At 36.2% G+C, this 18,135-nt stretch carries 20 protein-coding genes and 1 tRNA gene; 11 read left to right on the forward strand and 10 right to left on the reverse strand.

What is annotated here, in order from left to right; all coding sequences use genetic code 11:
* The first annotated feature begins 29 nt into the window (after positions 1-29).
* Genes AAHI99_RS06180 through AAHI99_RS06190 form a run of 3 tightly spaced genes read left to right on the forward strand, consistent with a single transcriptional unit; the run spans position 30 to position 2,185 of the window.
* Positions 30-1,199, forward strand: a complete 1,170-nt coding sequence (locus AAHI99_RS06180) for a penicillin-binding protein activator (protein ID WP_342227409.1) — start codon at positions 30-32, stop codon at positions 1,197-1,199.
* Entirely contained in the window at positions 1,199-1,597 is a 399-nt protein-coding gene (locus tag AAHI99_RS06185) for a YraN family protein (protein WP_342227410.1), read from the forward strand. Before AAHI99_RS06180 ends, AAHI99_RS06185 begins: the two co-directional genes overlap by 1 nt.
* Before the next feature lie 3 nt (positions 1,598-1,600).
* Complete coding sequence (locus AAHI99_RS06190) at positions 1,601-2,185, forward strand: phosphoheptose isomerase (RefSeq protein ID WP_342227411.1); 585 nt, start codon at positions 1,601-1,603, stop codon at positions 2,183-2,185.
* A gap of 8 nt (positions 2,186-2,193) precedes the next feature.
* Here AAHI99_RS06190 and AAHI99_RS06195 read toward each other — a convergent pair whose 3' ends face one another.
* The 6 genes from AAHI99_RS06195 to AAHI99_RS06220 all read right to left on the reverse strand — a co-directional run bounded on the left by AAHI99_RS06195 (position 2,194) and on the right by AAHI99_RS06220 (position 7,763).
* Positions 2,194-2,691, reverse strand: coding sequence for a spore coat U domain-containing protein (locus tag AAHI99_RS06195; protein WP_342227412.1), 498 nt, complete (start codon positions 2,689-2,691; stop codon positions 2,194-2,196).
* Between the two features lie 227 nt (positions 2,692-2,918).
* On the reverse strand, positions 2,919-3,413 hold the full coding sequence (locus AAHI99_RS06200) for a spore coat protein U domain-containing protein (protein ID WP_342227413.1): 495 nt from the start codon (positions 3,411-3,413) through the stop codon (positions 2,919-2,921).
* Entirely contained in the window at positions 3,404-5,842 is a 2,439-nt protein-coding gene (locus tag AAHI99_RS06205; RefSeq protein ID WP_342227414.1) for a fimbria/pilus outer membrane usher protein, read from the reverse strand. The genes AAHI99_RS06200 and AAHI99_RS06205 overlap by 10 nt, the downstream gene beginning before the upstream one ends.
* Positions 5,805-6,524 (reverse strand): fimbrial biogenesis chaperone, encoded by a 720-nt coding sequence (locus tag AAHI99_RS06210; protein ID WP_342227415.1) that lies wholly within the window; start codon positions 6,522-6,524, stop codon positions 5,805-5,807. The genes AAHI99_RS06205 and AAHI99_RS06210 overlap by 38 nt, the downstream gene beginning before the upstream one ends.
* A 122-nt stretch (positions 6,525-6,646) precedes the next feature.
* Complete coding sequence (locus AAHI99_RS06215) at positions 6,647-7,132, reverse strand: spore coat U domain-containing protein (RefSeq protein WP_342227416.1); 486 nt, start codon at positions 7,130-7,132, stop codon at positions 6,647-6,649.
* Positions 7,133-7,259: 127 nt separating this feature from the next.
* Positions 7,260-7,763: a spore coat U domain-containing protein gene (locus tag AAHI99_RS06220; RefSeq protein WP_342227417.1), complete on the reverse strand. Its 504-nt coding sequence runs from the start codon at positions 7,761-7,763 to the stop codon at positions 7,260-7,262.
* Positions 7,764-7,923: 160 nt separating this feature from the next.
* On the opposite strand from AAHI99_RS06220, the gene AAHI99_RS06225 reads away from it, so the two are divergent.
* Both AAHI99_RS06225 and AAHI99_RS06230 read left to right on the forward strand, forming a co-directional pair.
* Positions 7,924-8,853 carry a hypothetical protein gene (locus AAHI99_RS06225; RefSeq protein ID WP_342227418.1) on the forward strand — a complete coding sequence of 310 codons (930 nt, stop codon included), beginning with the start codon at positions 7,924-7,926 and terminating at the stop codon, positions 8,851-8,853.
* Between the two features lie 10 nt (positions 8,854-8,863).
* The gene (locus AAHI99_RS06230) at positions 8,864-9,292 is read left to right on the forward strand and encodes a hypothetical protein (protein ID WP_342227419.1); all 429 of its coding nucleotides are present in this window, start codon (positions 8,864-8,866) and stop codon (positions 9,290-9,292) included.
* Between the two features lie 10 nt (positions 9,293-9,302).
* Here the strand turns inward: AAHI99_RS06230 and AAHI99_RS06235 are convergent, their stop codons facing one another.
* Positions 9,303-10,574, reverse strand: a complete 1,272-nt coding sequence (locus tag AAHI99_RS06235; protein ID WP_342227420.1) for an MFS transporter — start codon at positions 10,572-10,574, stop codon at positions 9,303-9,305.
* Between the two features lie 207 nt (positions 10,575-10,781).
* Here AAHI99_RS06235 and AAHI99_RS06240 point away from each other — a divergent pair.
* From AAHI99_RS06240 to lpxK, 4 genes are all read left to right on the forward strand, one after another.
* Positions 10,782-10,858, forward strand: a tRNA-Arg gene (locus tag AAHI99_RS06240).
* 48 nt (positions 10,859-10,906) lie between these two features.
* Positions 10,907-11,773: a pyridoxal kinase PdxY gene (pdxY, locus tag AAHI99_RS06245; RefSeq protein ID WP_342227421.1), complete on the forward strand. Its 867-nt coding sequence runs from the start codon at positions 10,907-10,909 to the stop codon at positions 11,771-11,773.
* A 12-nt stretch (positions 11,774-11,785) separates the two neighbouring features.
* Positions 11,786-11,929, forward strand: coding sequence for a heme exporter protein CcmD (ccmD, locus tag AAHI99_RS07620; protein ID WP_425288714.1), 144 nt, complete (start codon positions 11,786-11,788; stop codon positions 11,927-11,929).
* Positions 11,930-11,958: 29 nt separating this feature from the next.
* Positions 11,959-12,921: a tetraacyldisaccharide 4'-kinase gene (gene lpxK / locus AAHI99_RS06250; protein ID WP_342227422.1), complete on the forward strand. Its 963-nt coding sequence runs from the start codon at positions 11,959-11,961 to the stop codon at positions 12,919-12,921.
* Here lpxK and AAHI99_RS06255 read toward each other — a convergent pair.
* From AAHI99_RS06255 to AAHI99_RS06265, 3 genes are read right to left on the reverse strand one after another with little or no spacing between them, the layout of a single operon-like run.
* Complete coding sequence (locus AAHI99_RS06255) at positions 12,881-13,900, reverse strand: bifunctional UDP-4-keto-pentose/UDP-xylose synthase (protein WP_342227423.1); 1,020 nt, start codon at positions 13,898-13,900, stop codon at positions 12,881-12,883. The genes lpxK and AAHI99_RS06255 overlap by 41 nt on opposite strands.
* 36 nt (positions 13,901-13,936) lie before the next feature.
* The gene (locus AAHI99_RS06260) at positions 13,937-14,881 is read right to left on the reverse strand and encodes a glycosyltransferase (RefSeq protein WP_342227424.1); all 945 of its coding nucleotides are present in this window, start codon (positions 14,879-14,881) and stop codon (positions 13,937-13,939) included.
* Between the two features lie 29 nt (positions 14,882-14,910).
* Complete coding sequence (locus tag AAHI99_RS06265; RefSeq protein WP_342227425.1) at positions 14,911-16,650, reverse strand: glycosyltransferase family 39 protein; 1,740 nt, start codon at positions 16,648-16,650, stop codon at positions 14,911-14,913.
* 93 nt (positions 16,651-16,743) lie between these two features.
* Here AAHI99_RS06265 and elbB point away from each other — a divergent pair, with 93 nt between their 5' ends.
* Together elbB and trmB are read left to right on the forward strand one after the other, a co-directional pair.
* The gene (gene elbB / locus AAHI99_RS06270; RefSeq protein ID WP_342227426.1) at positions 16,744-17,409 is read left to right on the forward strand and encodes an isoprenoid biosynthesis glyoxalase ElbB; all 666 of its coding nucleotides are present in this window, start codon (positions 16,744-16,746) and stop codon (positions 17,407-17,409) included.
* An 11-nt stretch (positions 17,410-17,420) separates the two neighbouring features.
* A complete protein-coding gene (gene trmB / locus AAHI99_RS06275; RefSeq protein WP_342227427.1) occupies positions 17,421-18,089 on the forward strand; it encodes a tRNA (guanosine(46)-N7)-methyltransferase TrmB in 669 nt (222 codons plus the stop codon).
* Positions 18,090-18,135: the final 46 nt, after the last annotated feature.

Raw genomic sequence — 18,135 nt, forward strand, 5'->3', positions numbered from 1 at the left:
GTGTCGTTTAAAATTTGACTGGAAAGAATGTGTCTTTTTCATTAATGAAGCGATTATTTTTAACCATAAGCTTATTATTGATAAGTTTAGGTCTTGTAGCTTGTGCTAGCAATTCTAGCCGTGTGCCTAGTCCAGTACTACTATCGAACAGTCAAAATTCTGCTCTATCTGCTCCAGCAGTCCCTAGCAATAATGTAATTCAACCTATTGCTTTGCTTCTACCGCTACAAGGTCCTTTAGCTAATATTGGCCAGTCAGTGAAACAAGGTTTTTTAGCCGCCGCTGAAGAAAATGGATCATCACCGCGTATTATACTAATAGACACCAGTGTTGAATCTTCCATACAAGTGGCTTATACCACAGCCATTGCAAAAAATGCGCAAATAATTGTCGGCCCATTACTCAAACCCGAGGTACAAAGCATTGCCAGTTTTCAAACCAGCATACCGATTTTAGCGCTGAACTATTTAAATGCTGATATTAGTACACCCCCTGAGTTATACCAATTTGGTTTATCCCCTATCGATGAAGCTCAACAGGCAACACAGCATGCTTGGCAAAGTGGTAAACGTTCTGCACTCATTATGACTGCCAATGGCAATTGGGGATCTCAGATTGGTGAAGCATTCGCACAGCAATGGCAAGCTTTAGGAGGAACCGTTGTTGGTCAACTTGCATTGTCGGAAAATCCTGCTGATATAACCAGACAAATGAGGAATTTTCTACATTTTAAACGTCCACACGATAGACGTAGCGATTTTGATGTAATTTTCTTGGCGAGTAGTCCGCAAATAGGCCGTCAAGTCAAACCTTTACTAAAATTCTTTTTTGCGGGCGATATACCCGTTTATGCTACTGCATCAATTTATAGCGGTACTCATGCACAGCGGTTTGACAAAGATCTGAATCAAGTTATTTTCTGCGCTGCTCCCTGGTCGCTTGCTAACAACAGCATAGAACCTAATCTTTACCAACAACTAAAATCCGCTTCCTCTGAACGTTTTAATCGAAACAGTAAATATTATGCCTTAGGCATTGATGCATTCCATATTATTCAGCAGCTAGAATTCCTAAAGCAATCTACACGACAAACACTACCAGGTACTACAGGAATACTTTCATTAAATAGTCAACATCGTATCGTTCGCCAATTACCTTGTGCACAATTTCGTAATGGAAATATAGTCCCTCTCGATTAATGTTTATATCAATCAATTCAAAAAAATTAGGTAATCAAATCGAAAACTTAGTTTGTGATTATTTACGAAAGCAAAAACTAAAACTAATCGCCCGTAATTTTGCTTGTCGCTTAGGAGAAATTGATTTGATTATGCAAGATCAATCTACATTGATCTTCATAGAAGTGCGCTATCGACAACATCTCAACTTTGGCAGTAGTTTAGAATCAGTCAATTTGATTAAACAGAATAAAATCATCAAAACTGCAGAATACTACCTATTATCCCAACAACTATCTGAACAAATGGCTTGTCGTTTTGATGTTGTGGGAGTTAAACCTTTACCACAAAAAATAGGGAGTATTTCCAAACTGGACTCTGCTCAAGTAGAATGGATAAAAAACGCATTCTCTAGGTAAGCTATGAATCTATTAACACGAATTAAGACCCATTTTTCTGAAAGCATACGCACAAAAACGGATGCCGCAGAAACTCTACCTGAAATTATTTTGGCAGCCAGTCAATTATTTGTTGAATGTTTCCTGAATAATAATAAAATTTTGGTTTGTGGTAATGGCGGTTCGGCAGCTGATTCACAACATTTTGCTTCCGAGATGATTAACCGCTTTGAAACCGAACGTCCCAGTCTACCTGCAATCGCCTTAACTACCGATACTTCAACGATTACCTCTATTGCAAATGACTATAGCTATAGCGAAATTTTTGCTAAACAGATCAGAGCTTTAGGACAAGCAGGAGATATTTTATTTATTATTTCAACTAGCGGTAACTCAGAAAATATATTAAAAGCCTGCGAAGCCGCTCAAAGCAGAGATCTAAAAATTATTGCCCTTACTGGGAAAGAAGGAGGAGCTTTAGCAGGATTATTAAGCTCCACTGATATTGAAATTCGCGTGCAAGGTACATCGACGGCGCGAATACAGGAAACACATTTATTAATTATCCATTGCTTATGTGACTTAATCGATAAGCAATTGTTTGGTTAATTTTATAGTTAAAAAACAATTCCTATATTGACTACATCTCTATACGAACCTATTCCAACATTTTGTTTAGCTGGTATCTGCCCATACACTACTAGATTTTGCTTCAGACCATTACCCACTCCAAAATGCGCATCAACTCCAACAACATTACCCCAATTTACCGTATGTGTTGGGTTTTGAGTTAAAAGATATTTAATGGATGAATGCTCCGGTCCAGACATCCTACGTAATCTTGTCGTCGCTCCATAATTTGCACCTTGATCAAGTGTAACGTAATAAGGTGTATTTAAGGTACATAGCACCTTGAGACGTGCTGTTGAATTAGTTGGAATCGACGAATTAGGATTATATAAACCAAATACTAAGGGTGTAGCACGAATAATACACCCACCCACGACATTGACCGAAACCAACATTGAAGTATCATCACCACCGATTGCCGAAAATCCTGGACTTGTACTTATTACCAATAACGAACCCACACATAAATTAAATAACCAACGCATGATTAACCCCCTTCTGTCCATCAGATGGCCAGTATTCCAGAAAATTAATCCATTTATTTACTGTAAAATTAAAGGAAGAAACTAAAAAATATTACAATTTTTATAATTTAGTTCGAATAAGTGCAAAAAATATCCATTTCATGCTTTTTTGGAATATTTTTAGCCCACTTCCCCTATTAAGCCTAATAGAGGAATGACTTATTATCCAGAAAACTTGTATGAAGGATTTAATAGGTGACTGTTACTAAAACCGCGTCTGTATAAGTACCGGTATTGACAAATTGCGAAACAGGAATTCGGCCAAAAACCGTATAATTTCTGGTAGTTGACAAACCTATTGAGGTATAGGAGTCACTTACTGTCACTGTACCTCCAGTTGCATCACCCCAAATCGAAGTAAATGCCCCAGTAGTATATAAATTATAATTTAAATGTACCCCTAGCAGATTCATGAACCGTGGTGTGTAAGTTGTACTATTACCCTTAGCCATACTAATCACATAGGCAGCGCTATATATTACTAGCGCAGAACACGTAACTGCCACATTGCCATTAGCCGTTTTTTGAGCTGTAGGGACATAAGTACCAAACGTGACTGCTGTGGTTGCAACTGAACATGAACAACCAAGTCCAGCACAGGTAGCATAAACAGCAGGACTATAAAAATTATAGAAAAATAAAATAATCAACGACCAATATCGTTTAGTTTTTTTTAATAACACTGCACATCTCCTAATTCGATAATTGGGTCGTTGGTATAAGGTAGTGGGACTGAAAAATAATAAACATGATTTTCCCAATTAACCGAGCCCTCTAATAGATGACCTTTTATTTCAGAAATATAAACCTCTCCGTCATACCCTACAGGATAATTTTCACAAGAATTTTCATTATTTAAAATAAGTTCTGCTCCAACAGCGACAAACTTACCGTTCGGTGCTTTTAAATGTAAATCTATACCTTGCATACGTTTAACCGAGAATTCTGCTAACACTCCACTATTAAAGTAAGGAATAACAGTTTGATGAGTAACATCAATCTGCGTATCTAATGGTAGTGTGGTAGGCTCTATTTCGACGGTATTTTCTTGATAGGGTAATAATTCTGTAATTAATAAATTACCATTTCTATCTGTTTTACCCATTAATTGATTTTCATAATAGACATCCACACTGGGGAAGTCAGGAACCTTCACTAAAGCAAAACTTTGTGTGAGTTTACGTGCTAAAAAGCCATCGCCTGCAAAATATATAGCACTGCCGCTTGCATCCACTTCATAACTAGCTTGTCCTCGACCTTGGCCTAAGCGCGCAGTGTATGCACCAATTTCAGTTTGTACTGTCATATCAGCACCTGCATAACGATTACTGTTATTACTTGCCAGAATGTTATAACCATAACCCTTACCTAGAGGGACTGGTTTAGTAAATTGCAACAGATCTTGTACTTGATGATTTTGCCAAGTGGTTGAATTATTAACGTAATAATTAACATCAGGGGCAAAAACTAGAGTGAGAAATGCTTGATTTGTTTGTGAGTTTCGTAAATCTCCGACAAAACCCAAACTTAGAGAAATATTTTTAAATAAATTATGTGTATAAGTAGCTGTCAATAATCGCGCTGTCGGGGTGTTAGATATTCCATTCTCGGTATTAAAATTGCGGCTGTTTACCATGGTAAAACTGGTACTCAATGATCCATAATTTTCTAAGCTGTAACCTAAGAATAATTGATTCACGACACTCGGGGGTGAGGTATTAGGCTGTGTGCCAAGTTGAATAAAATTTAAAGTGGTTAAGCTAGTATTAAAACCATAACTCAGTTTTGGACCCTGACGAATAAAACCTAAACCTAACAAACCTCCACCACCTGCATTATTGTGTCCCCCTGCCACAGCAACAGACGCCACACCATAGTTATTTAATAAATAATTAGCAGAGAAGCCTAAAGTTTGCTGATCAAACAATACTTCGGCGTGCCCACCTAAGGTTAAGTTGTCCGTAATGCCACGTTGATAAGTCGCTACAGCTAAAAAACGTCCATAATCATTGCTATTCACACCATAATTATCGCGTACAAATCCTGCTTCATAGGAAAAATCAACTAAATTGGGTTTCAGCAATTGCGGACTGGCGTAATAAGAAAAACTCACCACTTTGCTACGACCGAGCAAATCTTGTGTAACCACATTCACATCACCCGCTCCAGAAATAACCGGAATATTATTAAATATATAAGGGCCGTTGTTAACTATTTGCTGTTGGTTTAAAACACTATTCACAAAAACATCTACCGTACTGGGAATAGCGGCTTCCCCTTGATATCCAGGTAGTGGAAACGTCACTAAATTAGGTTGTGTATTAAAATTTGTCGCGTATTGAATACCAGCAAAACGTGATGCCCCACTCCAATAAGTCGAGCCCGTTATAGCATCACCAAAGCGCCAACGTGCAATTTTTTCCGGCTGATCTAAAGTCCAGGTGGTATTTAATCGCACTAATTTACTGGATTGATTCGTTAAAAGCGTAATATTATTTGCGTATTTGTTATAGGCAAGTACATCTGCAGTTCCAACGCCCAAACGATTAAATAATCCTAAACCCATTAATGCCGAAAGATTAGTTTGATTAATTCCAGGATAATTATTTCTTAAGGCTACCGCGTCATAATTGAGATAGGCGCCAGGATCTTTTGGACGTAACGCGCCTAAACGTTTACTAAAAGGATCAAAGGTTTGAATAGCAAATAATTCTGGAGGCGCAGATAAAGTTAGCTGCATCGCATACTGATCTAATTGATAATGAAGGCTAGGATACCAATCTAGTTTATATAAATGATATCGATGATAATTTAAAGGAGAGTGAGAATTAAATTGCATTTGCCATTGGCGTAAATCATTTTCTTCAATCCAGATATGACCGGATGGATCTTTATAACACTGTACTACGCCAGGCAATAATGTCCCATTAAGCTTTATTTCAAGCAATAAAGGAATTACTGAAATTTTAGCTTTTTCCTTGGGTACTTGTTTTATTGAAGATTTTCTTCCTAGCTTTGCGTAACTATCGACGCTGATTAAAGAAAAAATTATAAAACATACAATTAATAAAAATTTAAATCCTATGCAAAACTGATTTTTTACAGTGTCCATTAATATTTGACTGAATATCCGTATAATTAATATTAGAATCGTCTTTAACTATCCAAGAATAAGAACTACGTGGTAAAACGTATGTAAAAGTTGAATGCTTTTTCATGAAGTGTTCTTGCGGCTGATCAGACAATAATTGCCATTGATTTACAAATAAAGAAATATTGCCATCATTATATAAATTCAATTTTATATGATGTGCATCTAAAATTTTGATTGACCAAACTGCATTCTCAACCCTATGCAACGGCTGTATAAATAAAGGGATAGAGATATCCATTAAAAAATACAACGTTTGGCCTAATTTTTTTTGTCTTGGTGGCTGCACTTCTTTCAAATGCATTCGATAAGTTTTTTGCACTGTGTTGTAAGTAGGATGTCTTAAAGCAAAACGAATAATCTGGGTTTTATGTGCAGGTAAGACAAATAATGGTGGTGTAAGTAAGATATCGTGAGAAATCTTATAAATATCTTTACCCTTAGGACTTTGATTCCAGTCAAATAAACTTAATTGTAATATACTACTTTCATCACTTCGATTCGTTACTTTAAGCACACCTATCCTTTGACTAGGAGATAAAGAAAGCTGAACAGGCGTAACTTCTAAAACGTTAGCATTAACGATAGGTATAACCAGAATAGCTAGAATGCCAAACCTAGCAATATAGTACTTTATTTTCATTTTTAATTGATCCCTTACAATCCTTTTTATAAATAAATAACTATTGAGCGTTTAATTAATAAATCAATTAGCATAATAAGTACCATTTATATGTTCGTCAGGATACTTTAAACAGAATAATGTCAGTAAGTAACGGTTATTAGTACAGTGTCATTATAACTACCTGTCGCAGGAACTGCACCGGCAGCTATTCGCCCATAGACTGTAGATAATTGAACCACTCCATTACCTGTCAAATTTACTGTATCAGTGGGCGGAGTATTTCCCCAATTTATTGTGCGCGCTGGATCTTGAAAAAGTCTATAGCCAAGTGTTCCCGAAGGTGTTCCTGTCATAACCCTGTTAGTAATAGTTGCCCCACTACCTGTTCCGGCATTTAAACCAATGGTATATGCAGTACCATTATTACAAGTCACCTCGATGCTACCCGTCGCATCGTTTTGAGCTCCCGAATAGTTACCAAAGTTTACCGAAGTAATATTACCAAAGATACAAGTTGCATTCACTGTTGCGTTAACGGGTAAATTTGCCGTTACTGTCGCAGCAAATGCAACTGGATTGAAAAATATAATTAACAATAAAAAAAAAGCATTTTGTGCTCTAAACATAATCGATTTCCTTATCAAATGAAGATCCTACAGCACAAGAAGAGAATATAATGCTTTGTTAAAGTGATCAAGTTTAAATTAACTTAACTCTAGCCTATAAAATAATCACATAATTACTTAGTTGATATTAAAATGTTACAAATAGGGTCACTCGATCTAAATAGGCACCTGCCGTCACCGCTTGATTGCTAGGAATTTCCCCATAAATAGTAATCACTTCGGCAGATCCAGTTGCTATTTGATGCAAAGTATTTTGGCCAATTACTGTTCCATAGCTATGTTGATGACCTGCATCTTGGAAAAGACCGTAATTTAATAGTTGATTTCCACCTTGTTTGGTTAACAGCCGATGATTTTCTGTTGCACCTACACCTTGCCCCCTGTCAATCCCTATATCATAGGCTAAATTAGGTATACAGTTTATTGTAACTGTACCTGTCGCATAATCCGGATTAAAACTTAATGAATAATAATTAGGAAATCTCATATTTGAAACAGAACCAAATGTACAATTTGCTCCACCACCGACGGTCGCCATAACCCCTAAGGTGTTATTTATAGTTACACCCATTACATCCTGGAAAACTAAAAAAAGCAAAATACTGATTGAAAATTTAATAAAACAACGCATACCCCCCCCTAAGACCTAAAGCTTTTTATGGTTTTTTCTATGCGTTTTTTATTTAATCAACTACCTGCTTAGGTCGCTTATATAAATACTGGTAATAATTTATAATCGTTAATTTATTCTAGTGAATATTTGCTGATTTAACGAATAAGGCTGGGTTTTTATGTTCGAAAAAATAATTGGTAAAAATAACAGCATTGATCTCATCGATCTTGGGCTTATTCGAATCAGTGGCAAAGACGCCAAGCAATTCTTACAAGGTCAATTGACTTGTGATTTGGAGGAAATCAGTGCAGAACAAAGCCGATTAGGTGCACATTGTGATGTCAAAGGGCGCGTAATTGCTAGTTTTCGTTTATTTTTTTACCAAAATAATTATTACTTGTTATTGCCGCTCAATATGCTGCCGCTTTTATTAGCCTCCTTACAAAAGTATGCGGTTTTTTCAAAAATAACGTTAACGGATGTCAGTAAAGATTGGCAAAAAATTGGACTTTATGGCCCTTTTTTAAAAGATTTACTAAATGATCAGAAATTATACATAGCAAAGGAAAATGAAGTTACAGAGTTTAATAATAAGCTAAGTTTATCTATTCCAGGACTTGCGCCGCGCATTATTTTGCTAGTGCCTACTTCTGAACCCATTGGGTTTATCGAGGCGCTTGAGCTACAGAATATTGATCACTGGCACTTACTAGATATCATTGCTGGCATTCCGACCATTTATCCCGAAACCAGTAGTCAATTTACACCACATCAACTGAACTTCCCACAGATAAACGGCGTGAGCTTTAACAAAGGTTGTTATATAGGTCAAGAAATCATCGCTCGAACACATTATCTAGGAAAATCCAAAAGTCGCCTTTATCGAGTAAGCTTTCAAGCTGATAATCCACCCTTACCAGGCACCCCTCTATTTGACAGTAATCAAAAGATCGAAAAAGGCACTCTGATTATGTGCGCTAAAGAATTGCGTAATTGTTACCAAGCCTTGGCATGTTTGCAAACTCAAGCTATTTCCCATAGTATCAGTCTAGGGAGTCCTGAAGGTCCATTAATAGACCTTTTAGAACTGCCTTATTCTATTAACTAGAACTAAAAATATGCTTACCATACAAAAAAAAATATTAGGTTTTATTCTGCTATTAGGTATCAGTGCGAGTGTATTAGCCAATGTTCCCCCTACTAATGGCAACGCTCCTTCTGCAACATTCAGCAACCCACAAAGTAAAGCTATCGAGTTTGCTAGACAAGCGGGTGCTATAGCCGGTATCGCTCAGGCTTGCGGCCAGAATTTAGGAGATTTTTCTGCAAGAATAAACGAAGCCCTAAATAAGTTATCGAGTGATCCTTCTGATCAAGCAGCCGCTTCTTTGGTTTATCAACGCATCACCCAAGAAGCGCAAATAGCTGAAAGTAAAAACCAAACTATCCCTTGCATGAAGGTGCTACAGGATTTTCGAAATTTACCAATTATGCAATCTGACTATAAAACCACGGTTATCGATCAACTTAATCCAGCTGGTCCATAATAATCGATATTTATATCACTAATTGTTGTGAGTTCGATTCCCGAATAAAAAATAACAAAATTAGAGATAATAGAAGATAAATGGGTAATATACTTAATGCATGCCGGTATTCAATAGTTGAAAAGTAATGCACGCCTGATATCAATTTGCCATGCCAGTGGCCATCTAATAATTTTCCTATCAATGGCTGAGTTAACGCACTGACAATAATATCGCCGGTATTTATTAAGGCGATTATTGTCGCTGCAACAGTTATTTTATTTAATTCTCTTCCCAATGCAAAACCTAGCATAAATGCACCAGTGCTAAATCCAAATATAAATAACAAAACTCCCAACAACCAAAGTGGAAAATTCATATAGATAATCAAGGTCATGCAAACTAAAGCTACAAAAGCATTAATCAACATTACCGGACGTCGTTTGTTTATCCGATCCGACCATAAACCTATTAATGGACTGCCAAAGGCTAAACCTAAAAAAATAAAAGAAGCCAAAAAAGCTGCTTGTGTATGAGAAACCTGATAAGTTTCTTTTAGGAAAGGAATACACCAAAGTCCGGCAAAACTATCGATGGGTGAAAAAGCCAATCCACTATAAAACGTAATTAACCAGTTTTGTTTATTATTCAATACCATCCACACATCATGAAACGAAAATTTTTCATTTATTCCAGTTTCGCTGACTGCTCCAGCCGGGTTGTCACGCACAATTAAATAAAATAAAATCGCTAAAATAAGTCCACTCACAGCACACAAATACAAACTCTGTCGCCAACCCAAAACACTAACCGCAAAGGACAATGGCACCTGGCCTGCAACTGCACCTAACATCGCTGCTGTAGCCAACAAACCACCAACAAATGCAAATTGATTGGGTTTGAACCAAAGGCTAGTCATCTTCATATAACTAACTGTAGCAAAAGCCGCTCCAACGCCCATTAATGCCCTAGCCCAAGTTGCTATATTTAAGTTATGTGCCTTAGAGAAAATATAAATTCCGGCCGCACATATCAAAATAGCTATTGCAGTTAATAAACGCGGACTATAACGGTCGAGTAAAACACCCACAAAAAGTTGAGCTATCAAAAATGAATAAAAAAAACTCGCCGCTAAATTACCTAAACCGGTACCTTGTATCTGAAATACACGCATCAGGTCCTCGGTCATGATGCTGGGAGAGACTTGTAAAATGTATTTATAAAATAAAAATGCGGCAGCTAGAGCAATGACTAACCAAGGATACAATCGGTGAGTGGTAAAATGTTTCTTTTCTATAGACATGACATGCTAAACCTTAAAATTTATTTAGCGCGACATTATGGCATTATTAGGCAATTTTTGCACTTCTTATCACAGTCACAGGACATTCTAAAAAATCTTAGGATCAAATTGATATTACAAATTTAAAAAAAATAAATATTTAATTATTAAACTAATAAATTTATTGATTCGCAAATTAAAGTCTCGGCGTATAATACGATTCATACAGCCCCGGTGGCACAGTTGGAAAGCGCGGTCCCCTCCTAAGGGACAGGTCGCCGGTTCGAATCCGGCCTGGGGCACCACATTTGCAAGAGGATAAACAAACGACTAGGCTTTTGCTTAGAGGTCTAATGAATATTTTATCGATACAATCCCATGTCAGTTATGGTTATGTGGGTAACAAAGCGGCGACTTTCCCCTTACAAGCGCTGGGATTTGATGTGTGGCCCGTTAATACAGTGCAATTTTCCAACCATACTGGCTATGGTCATTGGCAAGGTGATATTTGCACTGCTGAGCAGGTTCGTGCCGTCATACAGGGTTTAGTTTCCTTAAATTTAGCAAAACAATGCAATGCGATTTTATCTGGTTATATTGGTGATAAAGAAATTGGCCGCGTTATTGTTGAAACCGTACAACAATTTCAACAAGCCAATCCTAAACTCATTTATCTATGTGATCCCGTTATGGCTACGCCGAATGGTAAAGCCTGTTTTGTTAAACCGGATATTCCCGATTTCTTTCGTACCCAAATTTTATCCATTGCTAGCATTATTACACCCAATCATTTTGAAGCGGAATATTTATACGGAAAAAAAATTAATAATTTAAATGATTTAAAACAAGCTGCGCATTTTTTTCATAATCAAGGAATACTTATTCTCATCATAACTAGCCTAAATTTAAAAGAAAAATCGATATCAAACTCGAACAAACTTACCGCTTTTCTTTCAAGCAAACAAGGACAATGGTGCGCTACAATTTCTACTCCCAGCATACCTGCAATGATCAACGGCAGTGGGGATCTTTTTTCAGCGCTGTATTTAGGTCATTTTTTGTTAACTCACAACGCTTTAACTGCTTTCCGTTTAGCCTTAAATAAAACCCATCAAGTAATTCAAACCACTCATGCAGCAAATCGCTGCGAATTAAAAATTATTGGTAATGATTATAAGCAAGCTGCTCCAGATTATGTTATGCTACAACAGATAGAATAACAGGAAGTTACAATGAAAGATTATCGTTTTTATTTATGGATAGCCTACCTCTCAACCGCTACTGTTCTGTTAATTAATCTACTAACTCCTCTAATTCGTTATTATAAGTTACTTAAGAAAAAGCGAAGCATTACGTCATTAATCACAAAAAAATAATGTTAAAAATTTGGCAGAAAAAAAATTTTTTGGCCTATTTGCTTTGGCCATTATCATTTATTTACCGTATTTTTATTTTTTTACGCCGTAAATTTTATCAGTTCCATTTTTTAAAAATAAATTACCTCTCAATACCCGTTATCGTCGTTGGAAATATTACCATTGGAGGAACAGGTAAAACACCGGTTGTCATCGCATTAGCGCTTTTTTTAAAAGAAAAAGGTTGGCGGCCAGGTATTATCAGTCGTGGTTATGGCGGTAACACCAAGCATTTTCCCTGCTTAGTACATCAAAACAGTAATGCTCGTGAAGTGGGTGATGAACCTATTTTAATTGCTCGACATACTGGATGTCCCACCATGATCGATCCTGATCGCAGTCGCGGCGCTAAGAGTTTACTGAAACGTTCCAATTGCAACATTGTCATTAGTGATGATGGTCTACAGCACTTAAGCTTAGGTAGAGATATAGAAATTGTTGTCGTTGATGGTGAAAGGCGTTTTGGGAATAACTTTTGTTTACCTGCAGGGCCCTTACGTGAACCCGTTTCACGCTTAAATTCAGTGGATTTTGTAATCAGCAAAGAAATCCCTCAAACCAACGAATTTAAACTATGTTTGATTCCAGATTATTTTTACCAACTTATTCAAACTAAAAATAAACAGTCGAAAGAATTTTTTCTTGGAAAAAAAGTGCATGCAGTGGCAGGGATAGGAAATCCCGATCAATTTTTCAAGACCTTACGTAAACTAGGTCTTAATATTATTGAGCACCCCTTCCCCGATCATTATCTATTTAAACCGCGCGATTTCAATTACGGGGATGATGCTATTGTTATAATGACTGAGAAAGATGCAGTAAAATGCGTAGGTTTTGTTGATGCCAGACTTTGGTGTTTAAGAACCAAAACAGCATTAGACAATAATTTTCTAAATACTATATTAAATCGAATTAATTTAATAAATAAAAATCTAAAATCTTCTTCAAGCTAGTTTTTATATCTATATGTGGTTGCCAATCAAGCTGTTGTTGCGCACGTTTAATCGATGGCATACGACGTTCCACATCTTGATAACCTTTTCCATAATAATTATCTGAATTTATAGTCTGTAATTCTACTCGTGCAACATAATTTGCATAATCTGGGTAAGTTTTAATTAACTTTAATAATAATTCGGCGAGTTCACGGATAGAAATATCGTTTGCAGGATTACCAATGTTAAAAATAGTTTGTTCTGCACATCCATCTTTATTTGCAATGATTTTTAATAAGCATCCTATCCCGTCGTCAATATCAATAAAGCTACGTCGTTGTTGTCCTCCATTCACTAATTGAATGGCTTCCCCACGTAATATATTTCCAATAAATTGACTGACAACTCGTGAGCTTCCTGGCTTAGGATTATGTGGATCATCAAGCTTAGGGCCTAACCAATTGAATGGTCTAAAAAGCGTATAGCTTAATTCATTCTTTAGACCATAAGCATGAATCACTCTATCTAGTAGTTGTTTGCTGCAAGAATATATCCAACGTGGTTTATTAATGGGCCCCAGCACAAAATTACTCGTTTCTTCATCAAATGCTTCATCAGTGCACATACCATATACTTCAGAAGTCGAGGGAAAAACTATACGTTTTTGATGTTTAACGCACAAACGAATAATTTTTAAATTGGCTTCAAAATCAAGTTCAAAAATACCTAAGGGATTCTTTACATAACTTGCCGGCGTGGCGATTGCAACTAAAGGAAGTACCACATCACACTGTTGAATCTGTTGTTCGATCCATACTATTTCATGATTTAAGTCACCTTTTTTAAAGGTGAGTCGTGGGTGTTTAAGGAACTCACTGATTTTGTTTTCGCTTAAATCCAATCCAATTAGCTGCCAATCTGTTTTTCCTAAACAATGTTCCAATAGACTGCTGCCAATAAAGCCATTGATCCCAAGAATTAATACTTTTAAACTCATATTTTACTACTTGTGTTAAAAATGCATTTGTTATACTTACTTTTCATTCGTCTCATCAACAATCTTTCTAATAACATAGCGGGGGCGATGACGTACTTCTTGATAAATACGTCCAATATATTCCCCCATAATACCTAAACCCATCAGCATTATACCCATTATAAAAAAAACTATCGCAAACAACGTAAACACACCTTCCACTTCTGGACCGATAATAATCCGCCGTAAAAGCAAATATACAACAAAAAAACTGCTTAAAATGGAAATAAACAATCCCAGCATGGTAAAAATCTGTAAGGGTAATAATGTAAAACTAGTCATCCAATCAAAATTTAAACGTAACAAGCGGTAAAGGTTATATTTAGACTCACCCGACTTGCGAGCATCGTGTCCGACTTCAATTTCGGTAGGCGATATAGAAAGCCTATAGGCTTGTGCTGGAATAAATAAAGAAGTTTCCTTGCTCGCTACCATCAAATCAACGAGTGAACGTCGATAAGCTCTTAACATACACCCTTGATCACTTAAACGAATCTTAGTCATTTTATAGCGTAACCAATTATTTAATATAGAGGCATAACGTCGGAAAAAAGTATCTTGTCGATTTTTCCTTATTCCACCCACATAATCATGACCCTCTTCAATAAGTTTTATCAAATGATAGATTTCTTCGGGTGGATTTTGCAGATCAGCGTCTAAGGTAATAATAATTTCTCCTCTTACCCGCTCTAAACCTGCCATTAAAGCCATATGCTGACCAAAATTACCATTAAAATGAATAATTCGAATTTGTTCTGGTCGTCTTTTTTGTAATTCATTAAGTCGATCATAAGAATCATCCTGACTACCATCGTTTACTAAAATGATCTCGTAAGTCTCACCTAATTTATCTAAACTTGAAATTAAGCGTTGATATAACTGCTCTAGGTTTTCAGACTCATTATAAACAGGAATAACCACACTAATATAAGGTTTATTCATTTTTTCTTTGTCCTCTTTAATCATTAGTATTACATCATTGGATGATTACTTAATAAAACATCTTGATCAGTCTGTGCAAGCAAATAAATTTTCGGATTTTTTGATTGTTTAAATCGTTGATATATTTCTTTATTAGTTACCATGTAAACGTGCCCAAGACTATTCCAAATAGGCCAAAAATTAGCATCTTTTAACATCCAAGCATCGGTATCCTGATGTTGCATACCAAAGGATAACTCCCCACCGACATTCACTGCAAATACCCGTTGATTTAAATAAAAAGGTAAATCTTGATAATAATCATAGTACGCCACTACTTTATCATTTGCTTTTAATAAAGGTTTGAGAGTTGCAACTAAAGGTTTTATAGATCGCGTATCGAGCTGGGGAATACTGATAGAAACAATCAGAAAGCTAATCACACTTCCTATTGTTAAGGTTGCAAACGCCATTTTAGGTTTTCTATGTAAAACAAAACAACTCGCCACTATACTATTTAATAGAAAAACGCTATAGCTTGTTATTAAAAAAAGCTTTGCAGTTTGAGAGAGCGTTATAGAAGGATCATTTACTAAACATAAAAGACCTACAATTCCTAAACCTAACCATACCAAAGGTACAGTTATATATCCCCATTTAATATCATTGAAACGCTGCCAATGAGTAGAAAGATAATGGCCGGTTAACAAAGCCAAACCAGGAAAAATAGGTAAAATATATGGAATTAATTTAGAATGTGAAAAGGAAAAGAAAAGAAAAATTGTCCCTATCCAGAGTAAAAGAAAAATATAATTATTTTTTTCTTTAAATTGTTGCCAATTTCGGGGGAAGTGAGTGACTATGGCTTGAGGCAAAAAACATACCCAAGGTAAAAAACCAGCAATAAAAATTGGAATAAAAAACCAATCGGGTTGGTAACGTTGTGCTATTAAAGTGGAGTAACGTAAAAATTGTTGATCAATAAAATAGAATTGAAAAAATTCAGGATTCCTAGACTGCACTAAAATATGCCATGGCAAAACTATTAATAAAAATAATAAAATTCCACTCGGAAGATAACATTCTTTCAGTAAACGCCATTGATTAGATAATAAGACCCAAAGCCCAATAATCATAGCTGGAAATATGATGCCGATAAGCCCTTTAGTGAGTACTGCTAGCCCAGCAAGCATATAAGCAGTATAAAATAAAAAACGACGGCCTAAACTTGGTGATTGATTGCTGGCAACTAAAAAAGCTAACAAACTTCCAGATAAACAGACCGATAAGGTCATATCCAGCGTTACCATTCGTGCTAATGCAAAATATAGAAGACTAGAGGCAAGAATAACAGCGCTTAATAGCCCCGCTCGTCTTTCAAAAAGAACTCGACCCGCTGCATAAACTAACAAGCTTCCTAATAAGGCCACAATAGCGTTAGGTAAACGAACCGTCCACTCACTGATAGGTGCAAAATAATGATTTGTTTTAGATCTATTCAATGCATATTCTGCTTGGGTAATCCATGGATTTAAAACTTTAATTGCACCGGCCTGTAACCAGTAGAACAAGGGTGGCTTTTCAAAATATTTGACCCCGTTCAGATGAGGAGTTACAAAATCATGTACAACCAACATTTCGCGTGGAATTTCAGCGTACCTACCTTCATCAGGTACACTCAGCGGCCTTGTTCCTAAAAATAAACTGAATACTAAACCAATACCCACTGCTAGTAAGATTAAATCAAAGCACCAGCTTCCTTTATTGGACTTAGCTTGAATGATCGACATGCTTATCACTGCCTATTTTGGATAGGGGTTGAGAAATGGCCCTATTACTATAATAATAGGCCAAATTTATAACGGTTCTGGAGAGGAAAAGCAATGCAAAAGCAAAAGATCGCAGTAATTTTATCCGGATGTGGCGCCTTAGATGGCAGTGAGATCCATGAATCTGTACTTAGCTTATTAGCTTTAGACCGTGCTGAATTACCTTATCAATGTTTGGCTCCGAATATATCTCAAACCCGTGTAGTCAATATGGCCGATGGTAAAACCCAGGGACATGTTGAAAGAAATATACTGGAAGAGTCCGCGCGCATTGCACGTGGAAAAATTAAAGATATTGCCTCTGCCAACCCTGATGACTATACCGCTATGATCTTTCCAGGTGGTTTTGGTGCCGCATTAAATCTGTGTAATTTTGGTTTGAATAAAGAAAATTATTCCATACAAGAGGATGTTTTTAAATTTGCTAAAGCGATGATAGAAACAAAAAAACCTGCTGGATTTATTTGTATTGCACCCGTTTTAGCCCCAAAACTTTACCCAACTGGTATTAAAATAACCATAGGCAATGATAAAGCTACTGCAGAGATATTAGAAAAGTTGGGTGCTCAACATATTCCATGTGCTGCTACAGATTGTGTCGTGGATAAAACCCATAAATTAATCAGCACGCCGGCTTATATGTTAGCCCGCTCAATTAAAGAAGTCGCGATGGGTATTGAATCCTTAGTCAAAGAACTCTCTCTCATGCTGAACACATAATCTCATTACCCATGAATAAATTTCTAAGACCGATACGTAGCTTTGTGCATCGTCAAAAAAAATTAAGCAAAAGTCAACAGCTGGCTTTTTCGTCTTTATCTAATCAAAAAATATTATCCAAATTAGATTTTAAAAACCTATTTCAGCGAGAAGCCTACACCATACTAGAAATCGGTTTTGGTATGGGTGATAGTTTGTTGCAACAAGCATTACAGTATCCAGAAAATAATTATTTCGGAATTGAAGTTCATCGTCCTGGAATCGCATTAATATTAAAACAAATCGAAAAACTTAAACTTAACAATATTAAAGTTTTTTATGCCGATGCCACAGAAATTTTAGCTCATTCCTTCCCTAAACATAGCTTAGATTTAGTGCAAATTTTTTTTCCAGATCCTTGGCCGAAAACTCGGCATCATAAACGACGATTAATACAAGAAAAATTTATTGCGTTATTATATGAAAAACTTAAATTAAATGGCAAATTACATCTTGCCACAGATTGGCAAGATTATGCTCAACATATGTTAAAAATCATGGAAAGTGCGTCTGAATGGCAAAATACGGTTGAGAAAAATCAATTCACACCCAGACCATCCACAAGGCCAATGACTAAATTTGAAAAACGCGGTCAAGAATTAGGTCATTCAATCTGGGATCTGGTTTTTCGTACACTTTAATTTATACATACTCACAGCAATAGATTTTTGGCAAGGTATCATGAAA

This window comes from Rickettsiella endosymbiont of Rhagonycha lignosa (assembly GCF_964031165.1).
In the GTDB taxonomy this organism is placed as follows: domain Bacteria; phylum Pseudomonadota; class Gammaproteobacteria; order Diplorickettsiales; family Diplorickettsiaceae; genus Aquirickettsiella.

Excerpts from the sequence above, each read along its gene's own strand:
- AAHI99_RS06185 (WP_342227410.1), top strand. The coding sequence starts at position 1,199 with ATGTTTATATCAATCAATTCAAAAAAATTAGGTAATCAAATCGAAAAC.
- AAHI99_RS06190 (WP_342227411.1), top strand. The coding sequence starts at position 1,601 with ATGAATCTATTAACACGAATTAAGACCCATTTTTCTGAAAGCATACGC.
- AAHI99_RS06195 (WP_342227412.1), bottom strand. The coding sequence starts at position 2,691 with ATGCGTTGGTTATTTAATTTATGTGTGGGTTCGTTATTGGTAATAAGT.
- AAHI99_RS06205 (WP_342227414.1), bottom strand. The coding sequence starts at position 5,842 with ATGGACACTGTAAAAAATCAGTTTTGCATAGGATTTAAATTTTTATTA.
- AAHI99_RS06210 (WP_342227415.1), bottom strand. The coding sequence starts at position 6,524 with ATGAAAATAAAGTACTATATTGCTAGGTTTGGCATTCTAGCTATTCTG.
- AAHI99_RS06215 (WP_342227416.1), bottom strand. The coding sequence starts at position 7,132 with ATGTTTAGAGCACAAAATGCTTTTTTTTTATTGTTAATTATATTTTTC.
- AAHI99_RS06220 (WP_342227417.1), bottom strand. The coding sequence starts at position 7,763 with ATGCGTTGTTTTATTAAATTTTCAATCAGTATTTTGCTTTTTTTAGTT.
- AAHI99_RS06225 (WP_342227418.1), top strand. The coding sequence starts at position 7,924 with ATGTTCGAAAAAATAATTGGTAAAAATAACAGCATTGATCTCATCGAT.
- AAHI99_RS06230 (WP_342227419.1), top strand. The coding sequence starts at position 8,864 with ATGCTTACCATACAAAAAAAAATATTAGGTTTTATTCTGCTATTAGGT.
- AAHI99_RS06235 (WP_342227420.1), bottom strand. The coding sequence starts at position 10,574 with ATGTCTATAGAAAAGAAACATTTTACCACTCACCGATTGTATCCTTGG.
- pdxY (WP_342227421.1), top strand. The coding sequence starts at position 10,907 with ATGAATATTTTATCGATACAATCCCATGTCAGTTATGGTTATGTGGGT.
- ccmD (WP_425288714.1), top strand. The coding sequence starts at position 11,786 with ATGAAAGATTATCGTTTTTATTTATGGATAGCCTACCTCTCAACCGCT.
- AAHI99_RS06255 (WP_342227423.1), bottom strand. The coding sequence starts at position 13,900 with ATGAGTTTAAAAGTATTAATTCTTGGGATCAATGGCTTTATTGGCAGC.
- AAHI99_RS06260 (WP_342227424.1), bottom strand. The coding sequence starts at position 14,881 with ATGAATAAACCTTATATTAGTGTGGTTATTCCTGTTTATAATGAGTCT.
- AAHI99_RS06265 (WP_342227425.1), bottom strand. The coding sequence starts at position 16,650 with ATGTCGATCATTCAAGCTAAGTCCAATAAAGGAAGCTGGTGCTTTGAT.
- elbB (WP_342227426.1), top strand. The coding sequence starts at position 16,744 with ATGCAAAAGCAAAAGATCGCAGTAATTTTATCCGGATGTGGCGCCTTA.
- trmB (WP_342227427.1), top strand. The coding sequence starts at position 17,421 with ATGAATAAATTTCTAAGACCGATACGTAGCTTTGTGCATCGTCAAAAA.